The sequence below is a fragment of the Mycobacterium sp. AT1 genome, assembly GCF_002043095.1.
Classification (GTDB): Bacteria; Actinomycetota; Actinomycetes; order Mycobacteriales; family Mycobacteriaceae; genus Mycobacterium.
Map to the genome: position 1 here is coordinate 43,976 of NZ_MVOC01000066.1, position 24,498 is coordinate 68,473.

Annotated in this window: 23 protein-coding genes; 17 read left to right on the forward strand and 6 right to left on the reverse strand. The window is 68.6% G+C overall.

Translation table 11 applies throughout. From position 1 onward, the window contains the following. The first annotated feature begins 91 nt into the window (after positions 1-91). The 10 genes from B1790_RS28040 (at position 92) to B1790_RS28085 (ending at position 12,577) form a co-directional block, all read left to right on the forward strand. Entirely contained in the window at positions 92-1,459 is a 1,368-nt protein-coding gene (locus B1790_RS28040) for an acetamidase/formamidase family protein (RefSeq protein ID WP_079926558.1), read from the forward strand. A gap of 82 nt (positions 1,460-1,541) precedes the next feature. Continuing rightward, positions 1,542-2,813 (forward strand): hypothetical protein, encoded by a 1,272-nt coding sequence (locus B1790_RS28045; RefSeq protein WP_233165356.1) that lies wholly within the window; start codon positions 1,542-1,544, stop codon positions 2,811-2,813. Further along, positions 2,810-3,772, forward strand: coding sequence for a glutamate ABC transporter substrate-binding protein (locus tag B1790_RS28050; RefSeq protein ID WP_079926559.1), 963 nt, complete (start codon positions 2,810-2,812; stop codon positions 3,770-3,772). The genes B1790_RS28045 and B1790_RS28050 overlap by 4 nt, the downstream gene beginning before the upstream one ends. A 5-nt stretch (positions 3,773-3,777) precedes the next feature. Continuing rightward, positions 3,778-4,917: a hypothetical protein gene (locus tag B1790_RS28055; RefSeq protein WP_079926560.1), complete on the forward strand. Its 1,140-nt coding sequence runs from the start codon at positions 3,778-3,780 to the stop codon at positions 4,915-4,917. After that, entirely contained in the window at positions 4,914-7,130 is a 2,217-nt protein-coding gene (locus B1790_RS28060) for a serine/threonine-protein kinase (protein ID WP_079926561.1), read from the forward strand. Before B1790_RS28055 ends, B1790_RS28060 begins: the two co-directional genes overlap by 4 nt. Next, a complete protein-coding gene (locus tag B1790_RS28065; RefSeq protein WP_079926562.1) occupies positions 7,127-8,152 on the forward strand; it encodes a PP2C family serine/threonine-protein phosphatase in 1,026 nt (341 codons plus the stop codon). The genes B1790_RS28060 and B1790_RS28065 overlap by 4 nt, the downstream gene beginning before the upstream one ends. After that, on the forward strand, positions 8,149-9,453 hold the full coding sequence (locus tag B1790_RS28070) for a VWA domain-containing protein (protein ID WP_079926563.1): 1,305 nt from the start codon (positions 8,149-8,151) through the stop codon (positions 9,451-9,453). Before B1790_RS28065 ends, B1790_RS28070 begins: the two co-directional genes overlap by 4 nt. Beyond that, positions 9,453-10,064, forward strand: coding sequence for an FHA domain-containing protein (locus B1790_RS28075; protein WP_079926564.1), 612 nt, complete (start codon positions 9,453-9,455; stop codon positions 10,062-10,064). Before B1790_RS28070 ends, B1790_RS28075 begins: the two co-directional genes overlap by 1 nt. Before the next feature lie 123 nt (positions 10,065-10,187). Continuing rightward, positions 10,188-11,531 carry a cell wall metabolism sensor histidine kinase WalK gene (locus B1790_RS28080; RefSeq protein WP_079926596.1) on the forward strand — a complete coding sequence of 448 codons (1,344 nt, stop codon included), beginning with the start codon at positions 10,188-10,190 and terminating at the stop codon, positions 11,529-11,531. Between the two features lie 170 nt (positions 11,532-11,701). Continuing rightward, a complete protein-coding gene (locus B1790_RS28085; protein WP_233165357.1) occupies positions 11,702-12,577 on the forward strand; it encodes a potassium channel family protein in 876 nt (291 codons plus the stop codon). Here B1790_RS28085 and B1790_RS28090 read toward each other — a convergent pair. After that, entirely contained in the window at positions 12,574-13,908 is a 1,335-nt protein-coding gene (locus B1790_RS28090; RefSeq protein ID WP_079926566.1) for a carboxylesterase family protein, read from the reverse strand. The genes B1790_RS28085 and B1790_RS28090 overlap by 4 nt on opposite strands. Before the next feature lie 65 nt (positions 13,909-13,973). On the opposite strand from B1790_RS28090, the gene B1790_RS28095 reads away from it, so the two are divergent. After that, complete coding sequence (locus tag B1790_RS28095; RefSeq protein WP_079926567.1) at positions 13,974-15,395, forward strand: DUF2252 domain-containing protein; 1,422 nt, start codon at positions 13,974-13,976, stop codon at positions 15,393-15,395. Between the two features lie 10 nt (positions 15,396-15,405). On the opposite strand, the gene B1790_RS28100 is transcribed toward B1790_RS28095, so the two are convergent. Further along, positions 15,406-15,705 carry a DUF4193 domain-containing protein gene (locus tag B1790_RS28100; protein WP_056549430.1) on the reverse strand — a complete coding sequence of 100 codons (300 nt, stop codon included), beginning with the start codon at positions 15,703-15,705 and terminating at the stop codon, positions 15,406-15,408. A gap of 356 nt (positions 15,706-16,061) precedes the next feature. Here B1790_RS28100 and B1790_RS28105 point away from each other — a divergent pair, with 356 nt between their 5' ends. Together B1790_RS28105 and B1790_RS28110 are read left to right on the forward strand one after the other, a co-directional pair. Then, positions 16,062-16,556, forward strand: coding sequence for an RNA polymerase sigma factor (locus B1790_RS28105; RefSeq protein WP_079926568.1), 495 nt, complete (start codon positions 16,062-16,064; stop codon positions 16,554-16,556). Position 16,557: 1 nt separating this feature from the next. Continuing rightward, entirely contained in the window at positions 16,558-17,109 is a 552-nt protein-coding gene (locus B1790_RS28110; protein ID WP_369832447.1) for a methylated-DNA--[protein]-cysteine S-methyltransferase, read from the forward strand. On the opposite strand, the gene B1790_RS28115 is transcribed toward B1790_RS28110, so the two are convergent. Then, entirely contained in the window at positions 17,110-17,709 is a 600-nt protein-coding gene (locus tag B1790_RS28115) for a PolC-type DNA polymerase III (protein WP_079926597.1), read from the reverse strand. Between the two features lie 55 nt (positions 17,710-17,764). Next, positions 17,765-19,597 (reverse strand): putative nucleotidyltransferase substrate binding domain-containing protein, encoded by a 1,833-nt coding sequence (locus B1790_RS28120; protein WP_079926570.1) that lies wholly within the window; start codon positions 19,595-19,597, stop codon positions 17,765-17,767. 163 nt (positions 19,598-19,760) lie between these two features. Between B1790_RS28120 and treS the strand changes: the two genes are divergently transcribed. Continuing rightward, positions 19,761-21,986 (forward strand): maltose alpha-D-glucosyltransferase, encoded by a 2,226-nt coding sequence (gene treS, locus B1790_RS28125; RefSeq protein WP_079926571.1) that lies wholly within the window; start codon positions 19,761-19,763, stop codon positions 21,984-21,986. Between the two features lie 3 nt (positions 21,987-21,989). On the opposite strand, the gene B1790_RS28130 is transcribed toward treS, so the two are convergent. Beyond that, positions 21,990-22,481, reverse strand: a complete 492-nt coding sequence (locus tag B1790_RS28130; protein ID WP_233165359.1) for a hypothetical protein — start codon at positions 22,479-22,481, stop codon at positions 21,990-21,992. Further along, positions 22,478-23,131 carry a hypothetical protein gene (locus B1790_RS28135; RefSeq protein ID WP_079926572.1) on the reverse strand — a complete coding sequence of 218 codons (654 nt, stop codon included), beginning with the start codon at positions 23,129-23,131 and terminating at the stop codon, positions 22,478-22,480. Before B1790_RS28135 ends, B1790_RS28130 begins: the two co-directional genes overlap by 4 nt. Before the next feature lie 36 nt (positions 23,132-23,167). Between B1790_RS28135 and B1790_RS28140 the strand changes: the two genes are divergently transcribed. Genes B1790_RS28140 through crcB (B1790_RS28150) form a run of 3 tightly spaced genes read left to right on the forward strand, consistent with a single transcriptional unit; the run spans position 23,168 to position 24,483 of the window. Next, complete coding sequence (locus B1790_RS28140) at positions 23,168-23,593, forward strand: hypothetical protein (protein ID WP_079926573.1); 426 nt, start codon at positions 23,168-23,170, stop codon at positions 23,591-23,593. A 42-nt stretch (positions 23,594-23,635) separates the two neighbouring features. Continuing rightward, on the forward strand, positions 23,636-24,118 hold the full coding sequence (crcB, locus tag B1790_RS28145; RefSeq protein WP_079926599.1) for a fluoride efflux transporter CrcB: 483 nt from the start codon (positions 23,636-23,638) through the stop codon (positions 24,116-24,118). After that, a complete protein-coding gene (gene crcB, locus B1790_RS28150) occupies positions 24,115-24,483 on the forward strand; it encodes a fluoride efflux transporter CrcB (RefSeq protein ID WP_079926574.1) in 369 nt (122 codons plus the stop codon). The genes crcB (B1790_RS28145) and crcB (B1790_RS28150) overlap by 4 nt, the downstream gene beginning before the upstream one ends. Positions 24,484-24,498: the final 15 nt, after the last annotated feature.

The window sequence follows — 24,498 nt, forward strand, 5'->3', positions numbered from 1 at the left end:
GCGAGTCGTTACGTCCCAGCAACTTCTCAGAAACGCAACCGGGGAATCCGTACGGGGATCGCTTCGCCCCTCGACGAGCTGGGAGCTCTACATGACCGATTCACTGGCCGAACACGCCGCCGAGACCATCGCCCGCGGCATTGGCCGCAGGGGGTTCGCGCAGGCGGTGGTCGGAATCTTCGCCGGCGTGGGCATCGCAGGCACCGCGGCAGCGTGCTCGTCGGCGACCGGGGGTGGCGGCGGTGTCACCCCGTCGAGCCCGGTGGTGCAGGGCAACGGCCCGATCCTTCAGCCGGGCACCGGGGACAGGCCTGGCGACCACTATCTGAGCTCAGAGGTCGACCAGGTGCTGTGGGGCTACGTGCCGACCGTCGAGTCGCGGCCGGTGCTGCAGATGAAATCCGGTCAAACCGTCACCGTCGACGCGGTGTCGCACGAGGGAATCCTCGAGGACCAGGGCCGAAATCCCCTCGAATACTTCGGTTCTCACGGCGTTGCGGAGGCCGACGTCCTTCGTGACGCGGTGGACATCGCCTCGGGATACGACCGCACGCCCCGAAACTTCGACGTCGACGGCCCGCACGTCGTCACCGGTCCGATCTTCGTCGAGGGCGCTCAGCCCGGCGACGTCCTGAAGATCGAGACGCTCGAAGCCACCCCGAGAGTCCCGTACGGCGTGGTGTCGAGCCGCCACGGCAAGGGTGCGCTCGGAGTGACCGCCGACGGGACGCCGCCGGCGGGCATCGCACTCGACGAGGTGATGCCACCGCTGGCCACCGACGGCAGGAAGACCAAGAACCCGGCCGAGTACGGCAACGTCTCCACCTTCACCGCCGTCGAGGACGGCCACGGCGTCATGCCGTTCGGCAATGCCGCCGTTCGCTTTCCACTGCGGCCGTTCATGGGGATGATGGGTGTCGCCTACGCCAGCGCGCCCGGCCTGACGTCGCCGAACGCCAACTCCATCCCACCCACCCTCGGCGGCGGAAACATCGACATCGGCCTGCTCGGTCCCGGCTCGACGTTCTATCTGCCCGTGTTCGCCGACGGCGCGCTGTTCTATGTCGGCGATCCCCACCTGGCGATGGGCGACGGGGAGGTCGCGCTGACGGCGATGGAGGGGGCCTTGCGCGGCACCTTCCGTTTGACGGTCTGCAAGAAGGGCAGTGGCGACGCCCCGTCGGTCGCGTACGGGTACCCCTTCGCGGAGAACGCGGATGCCTGGATCCCGATCGGATTGTCCGATCCCGACGGCGCGGTGAACGGCCAAGGCAACGACCTGAACGTCGCGATGCGACGCGCCGTCGTCAACGCGTTGAACTTCCTCCAAGACGACCGGGGCATGGATCGCCCGACCGCATACGCCTATCTGTCGGCCGCGGCGAACTTCTCCGTGAGCCAGGTGGTCGACAAGACCGTCGGCGTGCACGCGCAGATCCCCAAGGCCCACTTTGGATAGCCCGCGTTGACGACGGCGAATATCGTTCTACCTCCGAGCCGCTGACCGCCTGCGGTTACGATCGCGGCTGGGGGTGAACGACATGACCACGACGCAGGCACCGACGCCCACGCTGGACGCCAGGGCATCCGCGGGATGGCTGCGGCGCTTCGCCCGCACCACCCCCGGCGTGATCGGGCTGATTGCCGTGCTCGTCGCGGCGTCGTGTGTCGTCGCCGGCGTCGTCGTCGGAGGCCAGCTCGACAGCCGGATCGCCAAGGGCAACGCCGTTCTCGACCATTCCGAGCCGTTCGCCTACAACGCGCAGAAGCTCTACGCCGCACTCTCGGCCGCCGATGCCGCCGCCGCGACCGAATACCTGTCCGGCGGACTCGAGACGGCCCCGATGCGGGCGCGCTACCAACAGGCCCTCGCCGACGCCGCCGAGGCGTTGACCGACGCCACGCTGGGAGCCAGCGACGCGCAGACGCGTACCGCGTTGGCGCAGATCTCGGCCGAATTGGCCGCCTACACCGGTCAGGTCGAGTCCGCGCGGGCCAACAACCGGCAAGGCTTCGCCGTCGGCGCCGCGTACTTCCGTGAGGCGTCGTCGTCGATGCAGACCTCGATGCTCCCCAGTGCCGAGCGGGTGTACACCGGAGCCCTCGCGGCGGTCGACGAGGACCAGAAGGCGGTGGCGTCGCTGCCGGTCGTCGGGCTCGTCCTGCTGGTGATCGTGCTGGTGCTGATCGCCGTCGGCTCGCTGATCCTGGTGGGGCGCACCAACCGGCAATTCAACCGGGGTCTGATGGCCGCGACGATCGCGGTCGTTCTGGTGATCGGGTGGATCGTGGTGGCCAACGTGTTCGCGGCCAACAGCATCGAGGCAAGCCGAACGCAGGGGACGGCGCGATTCGAGCAACTCGCGAACGCGCGCGTCATCGCGCAGAAGGCCAGAACCGACGAGACCCTGCAGCTGATCTCGCGCGGTGACATCACCGCAGGGGAGAAGTCCTTCGGCGACCGCATCGGCCAGCTGACCGCCCTGCTCGACGACGAACCCGTGGCGGCCGACGGCGTCGCCGCGTGGACCGCCAGCCACGGCAGGCAGGTCGAGCTCTACCAGGGTGGCGACTATCCCGGTGCCCTCGCCCAGGCGATCGGACCCGATCCGAGCGCGTCGGCCGCGTTGTTCGCGAGCATCGAGACCAGCCTGAACGACGCCATCGAACAGACCCGCACCACGCTGCGCGACGACGTCTCCGCCGCAGGAACTCGCCTGTCGTGGAGTCCCACCGGCACATTGGTCCTGATGGTGATCGCCGCGGCGGCCGCCGTCGTCGGGCTGTGGCCGCGGCTCAAGGAGTTCCTGTGAAGGTGCGAATCGCCGTGGCGCTCGTCGTGCTCGCGCTCACCTCTGGCTGCGGATCTCCCGAGGCGCCTCAGGCGGTCACCGTCACGCCCGTCAACGCCATGCCGGGCGGCGCCGAGGAAATCGGCACCGCACCGGCTGCAGGCAACGCGGACTGCGACAGGGAGGCGAGCCTTCGCCCCGGTCCGCAGCCCGCGCCCGGCGCGATGCCACCGGGCTCGACGATGGCCAACATCCTTGCGCGCGGCCGTCTCATCGTCGGCGTCGACCAATCCACCAACCTGTTCGGCTCCCGCAACCCGGCCACCGGTCAGCTCGAGGGTTTCGACGTCGACCTGGCTCGCGAACTGGCCCGCAGCATCTTTGGCGACCCCAATCGGGTCGACCTGCGAGTGGTCACCGCGGCGCAACGGGAGACCGCGCTCCAGGAGGGTCAGGTCGACCTGGTCGTCCGCACGTACTCGATCACCTGCGACCGCAAGAAGAAGGTCGCCTTCTCCACGCCCTACTACATCGCCAAGCAGCGGATCCTCGCGACGAAGAACTCCGGGATCCGAACTGCCGCAGACCTTTCCGGCAAACGGGTGTGCGCGGTGAAGGGGACGACGTCCCTGACTGCATTGTTCGCCCTCGACCCGCGGCCCACGCTCTACGGCGTCGGGCAGTGGACCGACTGCCTGGTGATGGTGCAGCAGGGCCAGGTCGACGCGATCAGCACCGACGACGTCGTGCTCTCCGGATTGTTGGCGCAGGATCGAAGGAACCTGGAGCTGGTTGGCGCCAGCATCGGCGACGAACCCTATGGAGTGGGCGTCAAACTGGAGAACCAGGACCTGGTGCGCTTCGTCAACGGTGCCCTCGACCAGATGCGCGAGGACGGTACGTGGGAGCGGCTCTATCAGGCCAACCTGCAGCAGGTCGCGCCGTCACCCGGCCCGCCGACGGCGCGGTATCAGGATTGACGACGATGCTGACCACCGAGGAGATCGACCGCGAACTCCTGGCGCGCACCGACGAGGTGAACGCGGCCTCGGCGACGCTGCTCGAGCTCGACGACCACCCAGGGCTTCAGCACGTCCGACGCTATCCGCCGGCCGGCGAGACGGCCCGGCGCTGGGCCGAGGTGGGGACGTCCCTCGACGGGTTGTGGCAGGACGTGGGACGGATGACCTCGATTCTGGAGTCCGCCAAGGCGCTGCGGGCCCGACGGTCCAAGCTTGACGATGACGAGCGCCGCGAGTTGACCAGATGGCTGCGGGACCGCCCGTTGGAGGTCTCCCGCGAGCGGATCCCCTTGGCGCAGCGCGTGATCACCGGCCCCGGTGAAACCGTCGACTGCGTCGGACTCGCCGACATGGCGGCCCACCTGCGCGACGCGTACCCCGCGGTCGTGGAGTTCCTCGACGACGTCGACGGCGTCAACACGCTGATCGTCGACCGGCTGGCGCCGTTGCAGCAGCGCCTCGACGAGGCGGGTGCGACGTTCCCGAAGGAGGTCGCCGACCTGTTGGCGGTGTCGGCGACGGACCCGCTGTCGCTGAGCCCCCAGGACGTCGAGGCGCGCATCCGGGTGATCGCCGCCGAGGTCGAGCGCAGGTCATCCGAACTCGCCGAACTGGCTGCGCTGCGGTCCAATTGGGTCCACGCCCACGGCGAGACAGCGGCCCAAATCGACACGTTGCGAGAGGGGGTCGACCGGCTGGCGGAGGTTCGCGCGAAGGCCGAGCGCGACGTGATCTCGGGTCCGCTCCCGGTGCACGCCGACGTGGAGCCGGCCTTGCGCGCGGAGTTCGGTGCGATCACCTCACCGGACCCGGCCGCGCTGCGGTCGCTTCGAGGGCGAATCGCTGCGGCGTTACGCGTCGTCGCCGAGGAGGAGGAGCTGGCCCAGGGGTTGTTGGACCGCCGCATGGAACTGAAGGGGCGGCTCACGGCCTACCAGGCGAAGGCCGCCAGGCTCGACCTCGGTGAGGATCGAGACCTGTTGGCGTGCAGCCGAATTGCCTCCGGGTTGCTGCACAGGCAGCCGTGTGATCTGCGCGCGGTCACCAGGGCGGTCGCGGACTATCAGGAGCTGCTCGTCGAGAAGCAGGGGAGCCCGAGATGACCTGCGCCGAACCTGGCTGCACCGGCACCGTCGTCGACGGGTACTGCGACGTCTGCGGCACCGCCCCGCCCGCGCCGGGATCCACTCCCGCGCCGCCTCCCGTGCAGTCGAAGGCCACCGCGGCGAGTCGGCCCACCGCCAGGTCGAAGGGCACGGCGCGGACCGGATCGTCGCGGTCGTCGAGCACGCGGGGCCGCCTCGGCGCCGGCGTGGTGACCATCCCGAGGATTCCGAAGGGCGACCCGGCCGCAGCCATCCTGACCGACCCCAAGGTGCCAGAGGGCAGCCGGTTCTGCGGAAACACCGACTGCGGCAAGCCCGTCGGCCGCGGCGCCGACGGAAATCCTGGCCGAGTGGAAGGCTTCTGCACTCAGTGCGGCACCCGATACTCGTTCGTGCCCAAGCTGTCTCGCGGCGACGTCGTCGGCGGCCAGTACGAAGTGCAGGGTGCCATCGCACACGGTGGTCTCGGCTGGATCTACCTCGCCGTCGACCGCAACGTGCACAACCGCTGGGTCGTCCTCAAGGGTCTGATCAACTCCACCGACGCCGACGCGATGGCCGCTGCCGCCGCCGAGGTGCTCACGCTGTCCGAGGTCGAGCATCCGAACATCGTCCGGATCTACAACTTCGTCGAACACCTCGACGCGGGCGCCACGGCCCCCGTCGGCTACATCGTCATGGAGTACGTCGGCGGCACGTCGCTCAAGCAGATCCGCAAGGCCCGCAACGCCCCACTGCCGCCAGACCAGGCCGTCGCCTACCTCGTCGAGATCGCACCCGCCGTCGCCTACCTGCACGCCCAGGGCCTGGCCTACTGCGACTTCAAGCCGGACAACGTGATGCAAACCGACGAACAGCTCAAGTTGATCGACCTGGGTGCCGTCATCGCGATGGACGACGAGGAGAGCGCGATCTTCGGCACCGCCGGCTATCAGGCGCCGGAGATCGCCCGGACCGGCCCCACCGTCGCCAGCGACGTCTACACCGTCGGGCGCACCCTCGCCGTCCTCGTGATGGACGTGCCGCAGGAACACGGCCGCTTCGTCGACCAGTTGCCGGGGCCTGCCGTCGTGCCGGTACTGGCGAAGTACGAGTCGTTGTACCGCGCCATCCTTCGCGCGACCGACGTCGACCCGCTGCGCAGGTTCTCCTCGATGGAGGAGATGGCCGACCAGCTCACCGGCGTCCTGCACGAAATCGCCTCCACCGACACGGGAATTGCGCAACCGCGGCAGTCGAGCTACTTCAGTCCCCAGCGCGAGGTGTACGGCGCCGGTCGGGACGTGCCGGTGAAGCCGGCCAGGGTCATCGCCGCGTTGCCCGTCCCCGTCGTCGACCCGACCGATTCGGGTGCCGCGCTGCTGGCGACCACCAGCGGAACCCCACCCGCCCAACTCGAGTACGCCCTTGACCTCGCCCGTGGCGGCACCAACCAGGGCAAGAGCACGTCGGTCGAGATTCCGTTACGCCTGGTGCGCGCGTCCTTGGAGCTGGGCGCCCCCGACAAGGCCCGGGCCCGCATCGCCGAGCTCGAGGCGATCGCCCCGGGGGATTGGCGACTGCCGTGGTACAGCGCGCAATGCGCTCTCCTCGAGAGCGAATTCGACAAGGCCGCAGCAGATTTCGACACCGTGCTGGCCACGCTGCCCGGCGAGCTCGCACCCAAGTTGGCGCTCGCCGCCACCGCCGAGCTGCGCGGCGCCCGCGAGGACGCCCAGCGGTACTACGAGATGGTGTGGCGGACCGACCACGGCTACGTCAGCGCCGCCTTCGGTCTGGCCAGGCAACGCGAGCTGGCCGGCGACCGTGTCGGCGCCGTCGCGGCCCTCGACCAGATCCCCGCTGCCTCATCGCATTTCACCGATGCCGGCGCTGCCGCGATCGAAATCATGCTCGAGGGACGCACCGCGCAGAATCTGGACGAGCAGACGTTGGTCGACGTCGACCGGCGGGCCAGCGCCCTGGCCATCGAATCGACCGCCAAGCGGGCGTTGCTGCGGCTGCGCGTGCTCGGCGCCGCACTCGGGTGGCTGGAGGCCGGGCAGTGCACCACGATCCCGCGGCTGCTCGGGGCGGACTTCACCGTGCCGGGGTTGCGAGCCGGGATGGAGCGCTGTTACCGCGACCTGGCCCGCGAGTCGTCGGGGATGTGGGAGCGCATCGAGTTGGTGGAGAAGGCCAACGCGATCAGACCGAGGACGCGGGTGTGACCGGGGCGCCGGCGACGTGCTCCGCGTGCGCGGCACCGGTCGGGGCGTCGGATCGGTTCTGTGAGGGCTGTGGTGGGCCACTGTTCGAGGTGCCGCGGCCGGTCTTCGACCGCGTGGCCGTCCCGCGACCAGTCCCGCTCGAGGGAGTGTGCGCCGACTGTGGCAACGACGCGTTCTCCGACGGTTACTGCACCGGATGCGGTCACGGCCGCGCCGCACCCGACCGCGACGAGGCGCAGCTGGGGGTGATGGCGCTCGTCACCGACCGCGGACTGCTCCACTCGCGCAACGAGGACGCCGCGGCGGCGGGAACGGTGGCCGGCGTTCCTGGCCGGTCGGAGGCGTTCGCCGTCGTGGTGTGCGACGGCGTCTCGACATCGGGTGAGCCGCAGGTGGCGTCGGCCGCCGCGTCCACGTCGGGCGTCGAGGGCATGCTCGCCGCGTTGGCCGACGCGGGCACGACCCACGCCGCGGTCTTGGCAGGTCTCGTCGCGGCGACCACGGCAGCCCGCGACGCCGTGACGGGCCTCGACCCGCAGAATGCGCCGTCGTGCACCTACACCGGTGCGGCCGTCGTGTCGAAAGATCAAGGGGCAGTGGAGATCACGGTGGGCAACGTGGGGGACAGTCGAGCCTACTGGCTGCCGGATCCACCCGAAGTTCCGCGGCAGTTGACGCTCGACGACTCGGTGGCCCAAGAACTCATGACGGCCGGTGCCACGCCCGATTCGGAGCTGGTGCAGCGGGGCGCGCACACCATCACCCGATGGCTGGGCGCCGACTCCGACGCGCAGCCGTGGTCGGATTCGAGCGTGCAGACCCTCACCGTCACGGGCCCAGGAACGCTGCTGCTGTGTTCGGACGGACTGTGGAACTACCTGCCCGACGCCGCCGACATCGCCCGATTCTGCTCGGGCGTCGACCCCGTAGCGGCAGCACGCGCACTGACCGACTTCGCCATTCAGGCCGGCGGCAACGACAACATCACCGTCGCAGTGATTCCGATCGGAGCAACGACATGAGTTCAGCTGGGCAAGAGGGTATCCCGGGCTTTTCCGTAGACGTCGACCACAACCCGTACCTGCCAGAGGGGTCCGGAACGGTCGACGCGATCGTCAGCATCACCGTGGGAAGCGACGCCGCGGTGGACGCCGCCCCCGCCGAACGCGTGGAGGCCATCATCGTCGACTGCTCGACGTCGATGCTCAAGCCCGCCGGGAAGTTCGACGGCGCGAAGCGGGCGACGCTCACCGCGATCGACGAGCTCAGCGACGGAACGTACTTCATCGTCGTCGCCGGAACCGCCGACGCGGCGGCGATCTACCCGCCGGACGGCACGCCGACGCGGGCGAGTGCGTCGACGAGGAAGGAGGCGGCGCGGGCGGTCGACGGCTTGCTCCCCTACGGCGGCACCGCGATGGGCACCTGGCTGGCGTACGTCCGTGACGTCGTCGGCCGGTATCCGGGCGCGCTGACCCACGCGATCCTGCTGACCGACGGCAAGGACGAACACGAGACTCCGGAGCAACTGCAACAGGAGATCGCGCTCAGCGTCGGAAAGTTCACGTGCGACTGCCGCGGAGTGGGAACCGCGTGGCGCGTCGACGAATTGCGCTCCATCTCTTCGGCATTGATGGGGACCGTCGACATCGTCGCCGATGCCGACGACCTCGCCGAGGACTTCGCGGCGATGATGCGCACGTCTATGGGCAAGTCGATCCCCGACCTGACCCTGCGGGTCTGGACGCCCGCGGGCGCCACCGTCGAGTTCGTCAAGCAGGTCGCCCCCACCGTGGAGGACCTGACCCACCGGCGGGTTGAGGTGAGTGGGCAGATCGGCGAGTACCCGCTGGGGTCCTGGGGAGCCGAGGATCGGGACTACCACGTCCAGGTCGCCGTCGAACCCGCCGCGGCAGGCAAGGAGAAGTTGGCCGCAAGAATGACCGTCGTCGCCGGCGACCAGGTTCTCGGGCAGGGTCTCGTCAACGCGCTGTGGACGGCCGAGGTCGCGTTGTCGGCGAGGATCAATCGTCGGGTGGCGCACTACACCGGCCAGGCGGAGTTGGCCGACGCCGTCCAGCAGGGTCTCGCGGCGCGTCGTGACGGAGACGTGGCGACGGCGACGGCCAAACTGCAACGCGCCATGGAGTTGGCCGTGGAATCGGGCAACGACGACAAGGTCGCCGAACTCGGCAAGGTCATCGACGTCGACGCGAGGACCGGGACGGCTCGGCTCAAACGCGAGGTGGCTGCGGCCGACGAGATGGCGCTGGATGCGCGGTCGACGAAGACCGCCCGCGTACGGAAGGAGAACCCCGCCTGATGGCGATCTGCGCCGAAGGACATACCTCGACCGCCCAGGACTACTGCGACGTGTGCGGGGCTCCCATCGGGCCGCCTGCCGCTCCGGCGCCCGCGGCCGGAGCGAAGAGCTGCCCCGCGTGTGGGGCGTCGGTCAGCGGACGCTTCTGCGAGACGTGCGGGCACGACTCCGCACTGCCCGCGCCGGCGACACCCGCGCAGGCATCGGTGACGTGGACCGCGGTGGTGCGGGCCGACCGGGAGTTCTACGACCGCGTGGTGGCCCGCGGCGGCCCGGACTCAGTCGACTTCCCCCAGTTCTTTCCCGAGCGCCGCATCGCCCTGCAGAACGACACCGCGTTGATCGGACGGCACAACCGCGATCAGGGTGTGACGCCGGAAATCGACCTCGGCCTGCAGCCCGCCGACCGCGGCGTGTCCACCCAGCACGCGGTGCTGCGGCTCCATGACACCGGTCCGACGATCACCGATCTTGGCTCCACCAACGGCACCAGCCTCAACGACAGCGAGGACCTGTTGGCCGAGGGTGTGGAGACTTCTCTCGCCGACGGCGACCGCATCCACGTCGGCGCCTGGACCACCATCACGATCACGGCGGACCCGGGTCAGTAACCTGGTGCACGTGTTGATCGAGGATCTGCCTGCCCGACCAATCCCGCAGGTCACCGCAGGGCTTGTCTTGCGGCTTCGATAGTGGAGCTCAACGACCGCGTCTATCGGCTGCTGGGGCCGCTGATCCGCGTGGTGTCACTGCGTGCGATCGTCGCCGTCTCGGCCCTGTCGGTGATCATCCTGGTCATCGTGCTCGGCACCTGGGTGTGGGTGGGCGTGACCGACGACCAGTACAGCCAGCTCGACCGTCGACTCGACTCGGTGAGCAGCCTCGGTGACGTGAGCAATCTGCTGAGCAACACGCCCAACACCGACAGCCGTCAGCCAAAGCCCGACGGCAACGTGGTCCGCACCGCCCGCATCGGCGGCATCACCGTCTCGGTGCCGAACGACGTCGTCCTGCCCGAACTTCCCGACGGTTACGCCACCACCGAGATCGACGGCATGCAGTACCGGGTGCGCACGTTCACGGCCGGTCCTGGCTCGATCGCGTTGGGTGCGCCACTTGCCGAAACCCAGCACCGGATCGACGAACTGCACTTGCGCGTCCTGCTGATCTGCAGTGGCGTGATCGCCGGAACCGTGTTGGTCGGCTGGGTGATCTCGCTGCTGATGATCGTGCCGTTCCGGTTGTTGGCGCAGCAGGCCCGCGCCATCAACGCTCAATCGATGCCCGACGAAGTCCAAGTGCGCGGGGTGCGCGAGGCCGTCGAGATCGCCGAGGCGGTGGAGGGCATGCTCGCCCGCATCGGCACCGAGCAGCAGCGGACGAAGGCCGCGCTGGAGTCCGCGCGTGACTTCGCTGCCGTCGCGTCCCACGAGCTGCGGACACCTTTGACGGCGATGCGCACCAACTTGGAGGTGCTGTCCACCTTGGACCTTGCCGCCGAACAGCGCGACGAAGTCATCAACGACGTGGTGCGCACGCAGGGCAGGATCGAGGCGACGCTGACGGCTCTGGAGCGCCTGGCCCAGGGTGAGCTCACCACGGCCGCCGACTTCGTCTCCTTCGACGTCACCGAGATGCTCGACCGCGCCGCCCACGACGCTCAGCGCGTCTACCCCGACCTTCGCGTCACCCTCGCGCCGTCGCCGTCCAAGTTGATCGTGGGACTGCCCGCCGGGCTACGCCTGGTGATCGACAACGCGATCGCCAACGCCGTCAAACACGGTGACGCCACCGAGATTCGGCTCAGCGTGGTGAGCTCGGTCGCCGGAGTCGAGATTGCCGTCGACGACAACGGCGCCGGTGTTCCCGAGGACGAGCGCGCCGCGGTGTTCGAACGCTTCGCCCGTGGGACCACCGCGTCGCGGTCGGGCTCGGGACTGGGTCTGGCGCTCGTCGCCCAGCAGGCCGAATTGCACGGTGGCTCAGCCGAACTCGACGTGAGCCCGCTCGGCGGTGCCCGGCTGCTGTTGCGGTTGCCGAGCCAGGAGTCGAAGTGGGACGGCGTACTTCCGGCCTAGCCGAGCAGAAGTGGCCTAAGGCCCTGTCATGAAATGCCTTTTGGCTCGCGCGCAGCGACGACCACAATCGATAGTCTTCTCTCCATGGCCTGCTCTCCATGGTCTGTGTGATCGGAAGCGATCGCGAAACCGACCTAGCGAGGAGGTGCGCGACGGATGCCTTGATTGCAGTGGTCGGAGCCTTGTTGGTGGCCGTGGTGGTGCACGACGTGTTTCACACGCTGTTTCACCCAGTCGGCCGCGGCAGCGTCTCGCCCCACGTCATGAAGCTCGTCTGGTGGCTGTTGCGACTGTTTCGACATGATCGTCGGATCGCTTCGCTGACAGGCCCTCTCGGCATTGCCCTGGTCGTCGTCACCTGGGGTGCCATGGCAGTGCTCGGTTGGGCGATGCTGTACTTTCCGCAGATGGCGGGCGGCTTCGCCTACGGCACCGAACTGAACCCCGCCGATCGTCATTCCGCCTTGGATGCGCTGTACGTCTCACTGGTGACCATTGGGACCCTCGGGATGGGCGATATCGTGCCTACCTCGCCGTTCCTTCGCGTGATGGTCCCGATGGAGGCGCTGTTCGGATTCATGCTCCTGACCGCAGCCGTGTCATGGGTGCTCCAGATCGATCCGGCCCTGCACCGCAGACGCGTTCTGGCGCTGCAGCTCTCGACGTTGCGAGAGGCTCGCAGAGCAAATCCCGACCTCGACGTCGACGGCATCCCCACCGGTGTCCTCACTGGGTTGGCCGCCGCCATCGTCGAGGCGCGAAACGACTTCACTCAGTACGGAGCGACCTACTACTTCCGCGACGTCGAGGCCGACGCCTCGTTGGCCGCCTCACTCGAGTACGCGGCGCGGCTCGCCGACGATGGCGCTGGCAGCACCCGTCCTCAGACCCGCCTCGCCGCTGCTCTCATCGCGGCCGCCGTGGAAAGCCTTGCCGTTCTGCTCAATCAGAACTTTCTCAAACTCGACGGGAACGTCGACGCAGTCATCCAGGCCTACGCCACGGATCACCGCCACGGCGGGCAGCGACGCGCGCCTACGGCCTAGTCGTCCGCCATCCTCGGTAGCACCAGGTGTTCGTCGAGATCGTCGCGAGCACCCTTGGCGAAATCGGACCAGAGCCGGCGCATCCGTGGTCCCAGCTCGGCGAGCGCCTGCCGGGGATCCGCGCCGAGCATGGGTGCGCGGGACCAGGCGTCGAATGTGCCCATCAGAAAGGGAAGTTCGATGCAGTGGCACGCTCCGAGGGGGCTGGCCTTCGGTTGCCAATCGAACACGTAGGTCGTGGCGTGACCACCGTCGAGCCGGTGCTGCTTGGCGAATGCCGCAGCCGGACCGGTGAAGTTACGGTCGGTGGCGATGCCTCCGAGTACTCGCAGCGCAGTCGAGCCGACCAGTGGCACGCCGAGGAGGGGCTTCAACCGCGGGTTGAACATCGTGAAGGGTCGGGCGTCGTCGGCGGTCGTGCCGATCATCACGGGGATTCGCTTGGCCACCTCGCGGCGCCGGGCGTCCACCTCGTCTTCGGGGGGCAAGGGGTAATGCCCCGTCTGTGGACCGAACGGCATTTGCGCACGGGTCCCGAAGGCGGCAGCCGCCGCGGCGACGGTGGTCTGGGCGACCAGCAGGTCCTGGGTGCTCAGTGCATGCGGTCGGGGCCCGAGTGCGCCGCGCGCGGCATCGCCCATGGCTCGGCTCATCGCCGCCCGCCCGCGCTGAACGCCCAGCGGTGCGCTCTGCAGGATGGCCCGACGGAACAGGTCCTCGACGCCGTCGGCGACCATCAGCCAGGAGACCGAGTCGGCGCCGGCGGACTGCCCGAAGATCGTGACGTCGTCCGGATCGCCACCGAAACCACCGATGTTCGTCTTGACCCATCGCAGCGCGGCGATCTGGTCGAGCAGGCCGAGGTTCGCCGGTGCGACGCCGTCGACCGAGAGGTATCCGAAGATGCCGAGCCGGTAGTTCACCGTGACGGTGACGACGTCGCCCTCGTCGACCATGGCCGTCATGTCGTGGAAGGGCGCTTGGCCGTTGCCGGTGACGTAGGCGCCGCCGTGGAAGAACACCATTACCGGCTTGGCGGTGCCGTCGGGCAGCGGAGCGACGACGTCCAGCACCAGGCAGTCCTCGTCCTGTGCCAGCACGGTCGCCGGTGGTCCGACGACGAATTCGAGGCGCGACGGCAGCTGCGGGCAGGCCGGTCCTGCCGTGGTGGCGTCGACGACCTCGTCGGATACGGGCGTCGGCACGCACGGCTCGAAGCGGTCCGCCGTGGCGTAGCGCAGCCCGCGGGCACGAATCGTCCTGTTGTCGCGGACAACCCGAAAACGTCCGCACGGGAGTGCCACTACCTGGTGGTCCACTGAGTCGTCCATAGCCGTGCTGAGCGTACGGGGCATCTCGCCACCCGCAGTGCCCACCGGTCGTACGATCACTACCAATGGACGGCGGGGGAACGACCAGTGGGCACACCGTCCTGGCGCAAGCCGACGGTGCCATGTATCGATCGCTGCGTCAGCAGTCGGTGACCAGAGCCGAGCGCTACGCCCTCGGCAAGAGCCTTCGAAAGTCCGTGCCGCGCAGTTCGTTGGCCGACTGGTCGGTGCCGCCAAGCAGACCAGACCCCGTCGACCTGATCAACGCCAGCCACCGCGGCAGGGTCGACCGCCTGATTCCGGTACGGGTGGGCCGCATGGTCGAGTCGCCCTACGGCTTCCTGCGCGGCACGGCGGTGGTGATGGCGGAGGACGTCGCGCGGCTGCCGTCGACCGGCATCATGCCCGTCGTCTGTGGCGACTCTCACCTCGGCAACTTCGGCTTCTATGCCTCCCCGGAGCGGGACTTGGTGATCGACCTCAACGACTTCGACGAAGCCCACCCCGGCGGGTGGGAGTGGGATCTGCGTCGGTTGGTGGCCAGCATCTGGGTCGCCGGTCGGCACAACGGCACCTCCGAGGAGCACTGCGGTGCCTCCGTCCGATCCTGCGTGGCGTCCTATCGCCAGGAATTGCGCCGGCTCGCCGACCTGCCCCTGTTCACGCGGTCCTTCGAGCGGCTCGACGTCGACCGGCTCGCGGCGCAGACGGCGGGACCACTGCAGGCGCAGGTGGCCCGGGCGGCCGAGCGGGCGCGCCACCGCACCGGGGACCGCGCCCTGCCGCGCTTCACCCACCAGGTCGAAGGCAAGCGCCGGATCGTTGAGGAACCGCCCCTCATCACGCGGCCAGAACCACTGGAGGCCGAAATGCTGGCCGAGGCGCTCGACCGGTACCTGGAGACGCTGCCGTCGTATTGGAGGCGCGTCCTGGGTGGATACACGCTGGTCGACGTCGCGCACAAGGTCGTCGGGGTGGGCAGCGTGGGGCTGCGCGCCTACGTGGCCCTTCTGGAGGGTTCCTCGGCCGAGGACGTGGTCTTCCTACAGCTCAAGCAGGCTCGCCGGTCGGTTCTCGCGCGGTACGTGCACGGCGACTCCGCCTGGCACGCGCATCAGGGCCAGCGAGTCGTGGAGTACCAACAGTCGCTGCAGACGGTCAGCGACCCGTTGCTGGGCTGGACGACGATGGACGGACTGCAGTACTACGTCAGGCAGTTCAGGAACATGAAGGGAAGGATCCCGCTGGACTCGATGGACGCGTCCGCCCTCACCGACTACGCGGGAGTGGTTGGCCAACTGCTGGCCAAGGGACACGCGCGGACCAGCGGTGCATCGATGATTGCCGGGTACATGGGAAAGTCCAGCCGGGTGGACGAGGCGCTGTGCACGTTCGCGAGGCACTACGCGGATCAGACCGAAGCGGACCACGCCACGCTGGTCGCCGCGGTCGACCGGGGACTGCTCCCCGTCGAGCGCGGCGTCTAGCGAAGGTAGCTCAGGCGCAGTCGGCGCAGATCATGTTGTCGCCGACCTGGCGGGCAAGGCGGTGACTGTGCTGAACCAGGAAGCAACTGGAGCAGGTGAACTCGTCGCGCTGCTTGGGCACGACCCGAACGGTGAACTCCTCACCCGAGAGATCGGCGCCAGGAAGTTCGAAGTCCTCTAGTTCTTCGCCGTCGTCGACGTCGAGCACGGCGGTCGCGGCGTCATTGCGACGTCCGGCCAGCTGCTCGAGCGATTCGTCTGCGACGTCATCGGTTTCCTTCTGGCGGGGTGCGTCGTAATCAGTGGCCATTTTTGTCCTTTCGAGTCCAGTGCCGGCGTCACGACAACGTGGACGGTGCGCAGCTTGTTCCCGTCTCCCGACGGGATCAAACGCACACCTTCGATTTCACCTCGACGCACATGCACACATCAGCTGATTCTCGGTGCGGGCTCAGGCAGGCGCCCTGCTCGTCGAGTTCAGTTCGAGGACACAGTACGGTCCGATCGAACGGATCGTTGCACGCCGCGGCGAAACGGACGGTGGTGTCTGTCCGGCTGACGTCTCCACCCGTGCCGACCTCACGTTCCCGCGGTCGCGAACGTCTTCCCTCTGAGACCGATCACCAAGGAGGGGACCATGCCAACCGCAGATCAGAGCCCGTCACCATGGGACGCGTGACGGGCAAGAGGGCCTTCGAGGCGATCGTGGTCGAACACGGGCCGACGGTGCTTCGCGTGTGTCGCGCGGTCGTGGGATTCGCCGACGCCGACGACGCGTGGTCGGAGACGTTCCTTTCGGCGCTGAAGGCCTACCCCGACCTGCCAGTCGACGCCAACGTGGAGGCCTGGCTGGTGACGATCGCCCACCGCAAGGCCGTCGACGCCGTCCGTTCCAGGGCGCGCCGCGCCATCCCGACCGACCAACTGCCCGACCAGGCCCGCCCGCCGGAGCCAGATCGCGACGACGACCTCGCCGCCGCCCTGGCCCGCCTACCCGACAAGCAGCGACACGCCGTGGCCTATCACCACCTGGCGGGCCTGCCCTACGCGGAGGTGGCCGCCATTCTCGGCGGCAGCACCGATGCCGCCCGACGAGCCGCCGCCGACGGCATCGCCGCGCTCAGACGAACGTATCCACTGAGGGAGCATCACGATGACTGACATGTCTGCCCTGCACGCTCGACTCGCCGCCGCTGCGGAACGCGACGGGGTGCTCGACGTCGCCTACCGAATCGTCGACGGCCCCGTCGGAGCGCTGCTGGTCGCGGCGACCGAACTCGGTCTCGTCCGGGTCGCCTTCGCCGTCGAGGACCACGACGCCGTGCTCCAGGGCCTTGCCGACCGGGTGAGTCCGCGCATCCTGCGCACGCCCCGTCGGCTCGACGCCGTCGCACGGCAGCTCGACGAATACTTCGCCGGTGTCAGGACGAACTTCGACGTGCCGTTGGACTGGCGCTTGTCGGCGGGGTTCCGCAGCACCGTCCTGCACCACCTTCCGGAGATCGCGTACGGACACACCGCCAGCTATGCCGCCGTGGCCCAGCTGGCGGGCAACCCCAAGGCGGTCCGCGCGGTGGGCAGTGCGTGTGCGACGAATCCGTTGCCCGTCGTCGTGCCGTGTCACCGCGTCGTGCGCAGCGACGGTGCCATGGGCGGCTACCTCGGGGGAACCGACGCCAAGCGCACCCTGCTCGCCTTGGAGGGCGCAGCCTGACTAGCTTGGGGCCGCGGACATCTCGAGCAGGGTCGCGGTGGTGAGGGTGTGGCCGCGCTCCAGCCGGCTGGCCAACGCGATGAACAGGCTCGCCGTGGTGACGGCGTCGCCAAGTGCGTGATGAGGTGAATGGACGGGAAGCCCGAGGGCGGTGGTGGCGTACTCCAACGAAATCGACTGTCCGCGTTCGAGTTCGACGTCCAGGACGTGCTGGGCCAGCACCGCGGTGTCGACGATCGAGCTGGTGAACGGCAGGTAGGAATGCCGGAATGCCTTGCGCAGGAATGAGCGCTCCACCCAGGCGCAGTGCGCCACCACCGGATGGTCGCCGATCAGTTCGTCGAGGGTGGCCACGCAGTCGTGCAGGGGAGGCGCGCCCTCGAGGTCCTGAGTCCGAATTCCGTGGAACTTCACCGACGTCCCCGGCACGTCGTGCGGCACGTTCACCAGTCCGTACACCGACTCCGACGTCCTGACCCGGCCGCCCCGGACGGGCACCGCTCCGTAGGAGACGATGTGGTCGTGGCGGGGATCCAGGCCGGTCGTCTCCAGGTCGATCACGACGAACGTGTCCGTGCGCCAGTCGACGTCGGCGGGCATCGAACGTCGCGGGCGGCGCGCGCGGAACCGACGGGTCCAGTCGATCACCGTGGCGTCACAGCCCCTCGTACCCAAACCACTTGCGGCTCAGCCGGTCCTGGATGCCGTTGATCGTCCGGAACGCGGCGCGGAGGTGGCGTCGCTCCAGGGGGTCGAGCGTCGCGGGGTCGATGGCGGACGCCACCGGCCGGCCCGCCTTGATCGCGGCGACCTGACTGTCGAACACCAGGTGGTAGAAGAGGCTGAACGCACCCGACAGCGCGTCGGCCTCGTCGGCGGTCAGGAGTCCACTGCGATGGGCCCGCTCCAGCCGTTGCGGCGTGGAACCCGTTGGGTCACCGGTGCGTTGGGACAGCGCACGGGCAAGCGACGCCACCGGTCGCAGGCCGGCCTTCTTCAGATTCAGGTGGTTCTTCTGCTCGCCGAAGTGCTCGACGACGAACCCCCTGACGAATCCGCTTGGTGGGCGGTCGCGCATGGAGAACCGACTCAACGACCGAGTGAAGGCGTCCCGGCCGACGCCGCCCACCAGTGCCGTGCGCAGCGGCCGGATGAGCACCGGCCGGGTGATGGGGCGGGCGTCGAGGACCGTCGAGGCCATCAACAGGTAGTCGACGTTGTCGGGGTTGGCGCGCCACAGGTCGGCGATCTCACGCCACTGCCGCTGCGACCTGTTGAACAGCGGCGTCGACGCATTCAGGCCCTGCGGGCACGGCGCGAGACCGCACCGGCCGAGCGCGTCGACAAGCGGCACGGTGGCGGCGGCGACCTCCTCGCGCGTCGGCACGGGGTCGCCGGCCTCGCGGACCGCCCACGCCAGCGCGGTGTCGACGTCGGAGTTGGGCAACGGCTCGCGTCGACCCAACGAGCCCATGAGCATCCACGAGCAGTCCAGGTCCGCCAAAGGCGATGTGGTGGTGTGCAATTCGACTACCTTGCGGAAGATCGACTCGATCATCGCCGACAGCAAGGCGCCGAGGTGTTCGACGGGCAGGCCGGCATCCCACAGTTCGACCGTCGTCGGCGTCAGCAGTCGGCACGCGTCGACGAGGTCGTCCATCGTGGTCGCCGCCGCAACGGCGGAGCGGATCACCAACGGGTTGCGCACTTCAGCGGCCGCCATGTCGACCACCCGGACGACGCCGATTGCGGTGCCGACGGCGTCGACGACGACGAGGTGGTGGATGTCGTGCTCGACCATGAACAGATACGCGGTGCTCACCGTCCGGTCGACGCTCATGGCGATCGCCGGAAGACTCGCGATGGCCGAGATGGGGGCGTCCACGCCGACCTCACCGGTGGCGACCCGGCGGCGGAAGTCGTCGTCGGTGACGATGCCGATCTGTCCGCCCCGCCGGAACAGCGCACACGACCGGCCCGCGGCGGTCATCAGTTCGGCGACGGTGCGGATGGTGTCGTCGGCGTCGCACCACGTGATCGGATGGGCGACGTCGCCGATGGGGCGCTCCAACCGGGCGAACGACTCACCGGAGCTGAACAGCCGCTCCCTGGCTACCAGCCCGCCGTAGTGCGCGAACCGCAGACGGTCGGGGTGGGCGAGCAGCGTTCGGGGGTCGGGGAGTCGGTAGCAGAGGGTGTCCTCGACGGCACGGACCTGCAGTGGTGGCGGAAGGCCCGAGAGCACCGAGATGTGGCCGAAGGTCTCACCGGCGCCGAGCACGTCGGTGCTGCGGCCGCGGTCGACGATCTCGACGGCGCCGACCCTGATGACGTACAGGCAATCAAGGGGCGCCGCGTCGGCTTCGACGATCACGGTGCCCGCGGTGAAGTACTCGACGTCGACGGCACTGGCGAGCCGGTGCAGATCGTCGTCGTCGAGGCGGTCATACGGTGACTGCTCTCCGAGGAACTCGAGGAACTCCTTCACCGGGCGATCGTTGCACGGTTGGTCGGCCGTGGCGCCGCAGTCAGCTGTGCCGCCTAGATTGGTGGAGCCCAAGTTTCAAGATTCGACCAACGGCTATACGGCGGCAGGCGGGCCACGGTTGTGCGTCACGGGTCCAGGCAGACAACGAGTGGTGAGGATGTAGATGACGGACACAGCAAGTGAGGATCCGACGCGCGAGCCAACCGAGATCACGTACGACGAACACTTGCACCCTGCGCGGCCACGCACGCTGCGCTTCCGGCCGCGCGTCAAGGCCCCCTTCGCGCGGCATTCTGTTGCGCGGGACGGGGAGGCGACGGCGGACAACCCGGCCTACGTGAAGTGGTTGCTGTCCGAGTCGATGCTGTCCGACGCCAACGAGATCAGCCAGCAATTCAGTGGCCAGGGCTCGATGTGGCAGAACCCCTTCGCCAACCCCAACCCGCGTAGCGCCGTCACCGCGGCGTCGGTGTGGTTCACCGCGTATCCGCTGTCGCTGATAACCCGGCCCGACGAGTCGTTCTTGACGGCGATGGCCGACGAGGAGATGTGGAAGGCGTTCGCCGAGATCGGCATCGACGGCGTGCACACGGGCCCGGTGAAGCGCGCGGGCGGCATCTCGGGGTGGGAGTACACCCCCAGCGTCGACGGCCACTTCGACCGCATCAGCACCCAGATCGATCCCGCGTTCGGGACCGAGGACGAGTTCCGGAAGATGTGCGCGACCGCCAACTGGTACGGCGGCACCATCATCGACGACGTCGTGCCCGGTCACACCGGCAAGGGTGCCGACTTCCGGCTGGCCGAGATGCACTATGCCGACTATCCGGGGATCTACCACATGGTGGAGATCGACCCGAGGGACTGGCACGAGCTGCCCGAAGCCCCCGAGGGTGCCGATTCGGTGAACATCGACGCCGCGACGGAGGAATGGCTCGACAAGGCCGGGTACATTATTGGCCGCCTGCAACGGGTGATCTTCTTCGCCGAGGGCGTCAAGGAGACGAACTGGAGCGTCACGCGCCCCGTCGTCGGCGTCGACGGGGTCGAACGTCGCTGGGTGTACCTGCACTACTTCAAGGACGGGCAGCCGTCGATCAACTGGCTCGACCCGACGTTCGCGGGCATGCGGATGGTGATGGGCGACGCCCTGCACTCGCTGACCGACCTTGGCACGGGTGCGCTGCGACTGGACGCCAACGGGTTCCTCGGAGTGGAGAAGAGCGCCGCCGAGGGCAGCCCGGCCTGGTCGGAGGGGCACCCGCTGTCGGAGGCGGCCAACCACCTGATCGCCAGCATGGTGCGCAAGGTGGGTGGGTTCACCTTCCAGGAGCTGAACCTGACGATCGACGACATCCGCGAGGTCGGCGAGGCCGGGGCCGACCTGTCCTACGACTTCATCAACCGCCCCGCCTACCATCACGCCCTGGCGACAGGTGACACCGAGTTCCTGCGGTTGACGCTGCGGACGTCGATCGAACTCGGCGTCGACCCGGCGTCGTTGATCCACGCGCTGCAGAACCACGACGAGCTGACCTACGAGCTGGTCCACTGGTCCACCGGGCACCGCGACGACGTCTACACCTACAAGGGCGAAGAGGTCACCGGCGAGGAGCTCGGCGAATCGGTCCGCCAAGACCTCCTCACCGCGCTCACCGGCGAGAAGGCCCCGTACAACCGGGTCTTCACCACCAACGGCATCGCCTCGACGACCGCGACCGTCGTCGCCGCGGCGTTGGGTGTCACCGATCTCGACGACATCGTCGACGTCGACCCGATCCGACGCGCCCATCTGCTGCTTGCCATGTTCAACGCCCTGCAGCCGGGAGTGTTCGCGCTGTCCGGGTGGGACATGTGCGGCATGTTGACGTTGCCGTCGAACGAGGTCGCCGAGTTGATGCGCGGCGGCGACACCCGGTGGATCCACCGGGCCGGGCACGACCTGATGGGTGTCAACGAGCGGGCGACCCGGTCGATGGCGGGGATGCCTCGCGGCCGAAGCCTGTACGGGTCGATCCCCGAACAGCTTGCCGACGAAACGAGCTTCCTACGCCAGCTGCAAGCGATTCTGCGGGTGCGTTCGCACTACGGCATCGCGACCAGCGTGCAGGTCGACATCCCCGAGGTGTCGCAAAAGGGGATGCTGGTGCTCGTCCACCAGCTCGAGGACCCCAGCCAGCATCAGCTGACGATCCTCAACTTCGCCAACGAGGACATCGCGGGCACCGTGCGGTCCGAACACCTTCCGCCCGGCAGCCACGTCATGGACATGTTCACCGGCAAGACCGTGGGAACGGTCGACGACCTGCACAGCTTCGCGCTCGAAATGCCGCGTCACCACGGCATGTCTTTGCTGGTCGAGGCGGCGGTGGTGGAGGACTCGGAGTAGGGACTACCGTCGGGCCGACGACGTCAGCGGCCCGCCACCCGGCGCCTCGAGAAGGCAGATGACGGTGCTCGGGGTCGGGTTCGACGACGTGCGGTTCTGGTTGGAGTCGATCAGATAGGTCGTCGCGTAGGTGCCCTCGTCCACGGTGTGGCCGGTGTAGTCGGCGAGGCCTTGACCGCAGGTGCGGTCGACGACGCCGGCGATGGCAGTGTTGACGGCCATCGGCGCCCGCAGGTAGACCTCCGCCCGATGCGGCGAGGTGCAGTCGACGACGGTCACGGTGACGATGGTGGGGTCGACCGGCGGCGGGTCGGCAAGGCAGTCGCCGATCCCGAGGTCGTACCAGTTCGCGGTGCGCGCGGCAGGCGGAGCGGGCTCGGTCGTGGTGGTGGTTGTCGTCGCTTCGGTTGACGGCGACGCGGCGGGTGGTTCGGCGTACGGGGCGCACCCCGCGACCAGCGCGATGACCAGGACGCAGCCACACCGGACGATCACCTCGACCACCTCGCGGCGAGACTCGGGGCGTCGACGTGGACACCGCAGGCGGCGGCGAACTGCCGAGCGGTGAGGCCGTCCGCCGAGTTCATGTCGCAGGTGCCGAAGGGTGGCGCACCGTCGGGCAACGTGGTCCCGTTCCCGTGTCCCTCGCCGTTCGTGTACTGGTGGGCGACCTTCCCGGGGTAGTCGGGGTTCGTTCCGTACGCGGCCACCACCAAGCGAATTCCCTCGGGCTGCACTGGCCACAGCAGGTTCAGGTCGGCGACGTTGCCGTATCCGATGACCCGTCGTGGGTCGCCCAACCAGTCGGCGACGGCCCAATACGCCCGGTTGACGCCGTCGGATTGGTCGCCGGTGAGCTGCCCGCCCCAGCTCTCCACGTCGACCATCACGGCCATCCGCGGATGCGGCTCGCCCACCAAGTCCTTGAGCACGGCGACGGTGCGGCGCCAATTGGGGCGCCAGACGAAGTAGACGATGAAGAACTCGAGTTCGCCTGCATCACAACGCCTTCGGCACCACGGGTAGTTGACGTGCCAGTTGCGGTCGCGATGGTCGCCGTCGTTGGAACGGATGCACAGGACCCGGTGCGGATAGCTGTCGTCCACCGGCACCTGCCATTCGGAGACGTCGGCGTAGACAGACATCCCTCCACCATCGCATCCCTGCCGTAGGCTGCCGCGGTGGACACGGGCACCAGGTGGGCGATCGCCGCGGCGTTCGTGTGGCTGGGCATGGTGTTGGCGATCTCGTTCGTCGAGGCGCCGCTCAAGTTCCGAGCACCCGGCGTCACCCTGCGCATCGGCCTTGGCATCGGCCGGTTGGTGTTCCGCGCGCTGAACGTCTTCGAGTACGTCTTCGCCGTCGTGATCGCGGCTGCGCTCTTCAGCCACGAGACCTCGACGTCGCTCAACATTGCGCTGTGCGTCGCGGTGGGCGCGTTGCTCACCCAGACGATCGTGGTGCGGCCGCTGCTGTCGCGTCACAGCACGGCCGTGCTGGAAGGGGACGAGGGGCGACGGTCGAAGGCCCACCTCGCCTACGTGGCGCTCGAACTCGTCAAGGTGATCGGCCTGGTCTGGACCGGCGTCGTGCTGGTTGACGGATGAGTTGTATTGTGGCGCTGTGCTTTCTGGCAGGTGGGTAAGGTCGTGAACCGTCCGGACTCACATTCCGAGCTGCCGTCGGATCCCGACGCGGCGGCGCGATCGAGCAGACCCCTGCACCTGCGGCCGTCGTCGGTGGCGTGGGTGTTCGCCGGCGGCGTGGTCGGCACCGCGCTGCGGTACTACGGCGAAGTGCTGTTGCCGCACGACGGCGCGGCGTGGCCGTGGGCGACCTTCCTGATCAACCTCGCCGGGGCGTTCGTCTTGGGCGCCCTACTGGAAGCGCTGGCCCGGCTGGGCGACGACTCGGGCTGGCGGCTGCGAGCCCGACTCTGCGCAGGCACCGGCGGCTGCGGTGCCTTCACCACCTACAGCACCTTCGCGTTGGAGGCGGTGCTGCTGACGCGGCACGGGCACCTCGGCACGGCGATCGCCTACGGCGTGGTCAGCGTCGTCGGTGGGCTCGTCACCGCCTGGCTCGGCATCGTGGCCGCCGCGGCCGTCCACCGTCGGAGGGTCCGGTCGTGATCGTCGCGCTCACCCTCCTCGCCGGCGCCACCGGAGCCGTGACGCGGTTCCTGCTCGACTCGTCGGTCAAGCACCGATGGAAGACGGCCTTCCCGTGGGCGACGGTGTTCATCAACGTCACCGGGTCGCTCCTGCTGGGAGTGCTGGCGGGCCTGGTGCTGTTCGCGGGGCAGCCGGCCGTGTGGCAGACCGTGATTGGCACCGGATTCTGCGGCGGTTACACGACTTTCAGCACCGCGAGCTTCGAAACGGTCCGGCTGGTGCAACAGAAGCGGCCCGGCTTGGCCCTGGTCAACGCGCTGGGTTCGTTGGTGTTGTCGGTTGCCGGGTGTGCCGCGGGCGTCGCGGCGGTGTGGGCGATGTAGGCGAATTCTTGGTGA

Bases quoted from the DNA above. Each gene is read 5' to 3' on its own strand.
- B1790_RS28105 (WP_079926568.1), top strand. From the start codon at position 16,062: ATGGGACGCGTGACGGGCAAGAGGGCCTTCGAGGCGATCGTGGTCGAA.
- B1790_RS28110 (WP_369832447.1), top strand. From the start codon at position 16,558: ATGTCTGCCCTGCACGCTCGACTCGCCGCCGCTGCGGAACGCGACGGG.
- B1790_RS28135 (WP_079926572.1), bottom strand. From the start codon at position 23,131: ATGTCTGTCTACGCCGACGTCTCCGAATGGCAGGTGCCGGTGGACGAC.
- B1790_RS28055 (WP_079926560.1), top strand. From the start codon at position 3,778: ATGCTGACCACCGAGGAGATCGACCGCGAACTCCTGGCGCGCACCGAC.
- B1790_RS28075 (WP_079926564.1), top strand. From the start codon at position 9,453: ATGGCGATCTGCGCCGAAGGACATACCTCGACCGCCCAGGACTACTGC.
- B1790_RS28100 (WP_056549430.1), bottom strand. From the start codon at position 15,705: ATGGCCACTGATTACGACGCACCCCGCCAGAAGGAAACCGATGACGTC.
- B1790_RS28040 (WP_079926558.1), top strand. From the start codon at position 92: ATGACCGATTCACTGGCCGAACACGCCGCCGAGACCATCGCCCGCGGC.
- B1790_RS28090 (WP_079926566.1), bottom strand. From the start codon at position 13,908: ATGGACGACTCAGTGGACCACCAGGTAGTGGCACTCCCGTGCGGACGT.
- B1790_RS28070 (WP_079926563.1), top strand. From the start codon at position 8,149: ATGAGTTCAGCTGGGCAAGAGGGTATCCCGGGCTTTTCCGTAGACGTC.
- B1790_RS28060 (WP_079926561.1), top strand. From the start codon at position 4,914: ATGACCTGCGCCGAACCTGGCTGCACCGGCACCGTCGTCGACGGGTAC.
- B1790_RS28095 (WP_079926567.1), top strand. From the start codon at position 13,974: ATGGACGGCGGGGGAACGACCAGTGGGCACACCGTCCTGGCGCAAGCC.
- B1790_RS28115 (WP_079926597.1), bottom strand. From the start codon at position 17,709: ATGCCCGCCGACGTCGACTGGCGCACGGACACGTTCGTCGTGATCGAC.
- B1790_RS28045 (WP_233165356.1), top strand. From the start codon at position 1,542: ATGACCACGACGCAGGCACCGACGCCCACGCTGGACGCCAGGGCATCC.
- treS (WP_079926571.1), top strand. From the start codon at position 19,761: ATGACGGACACAGCAAGTGAGGATCCGACGCGCGAGCCAACCGAGATC.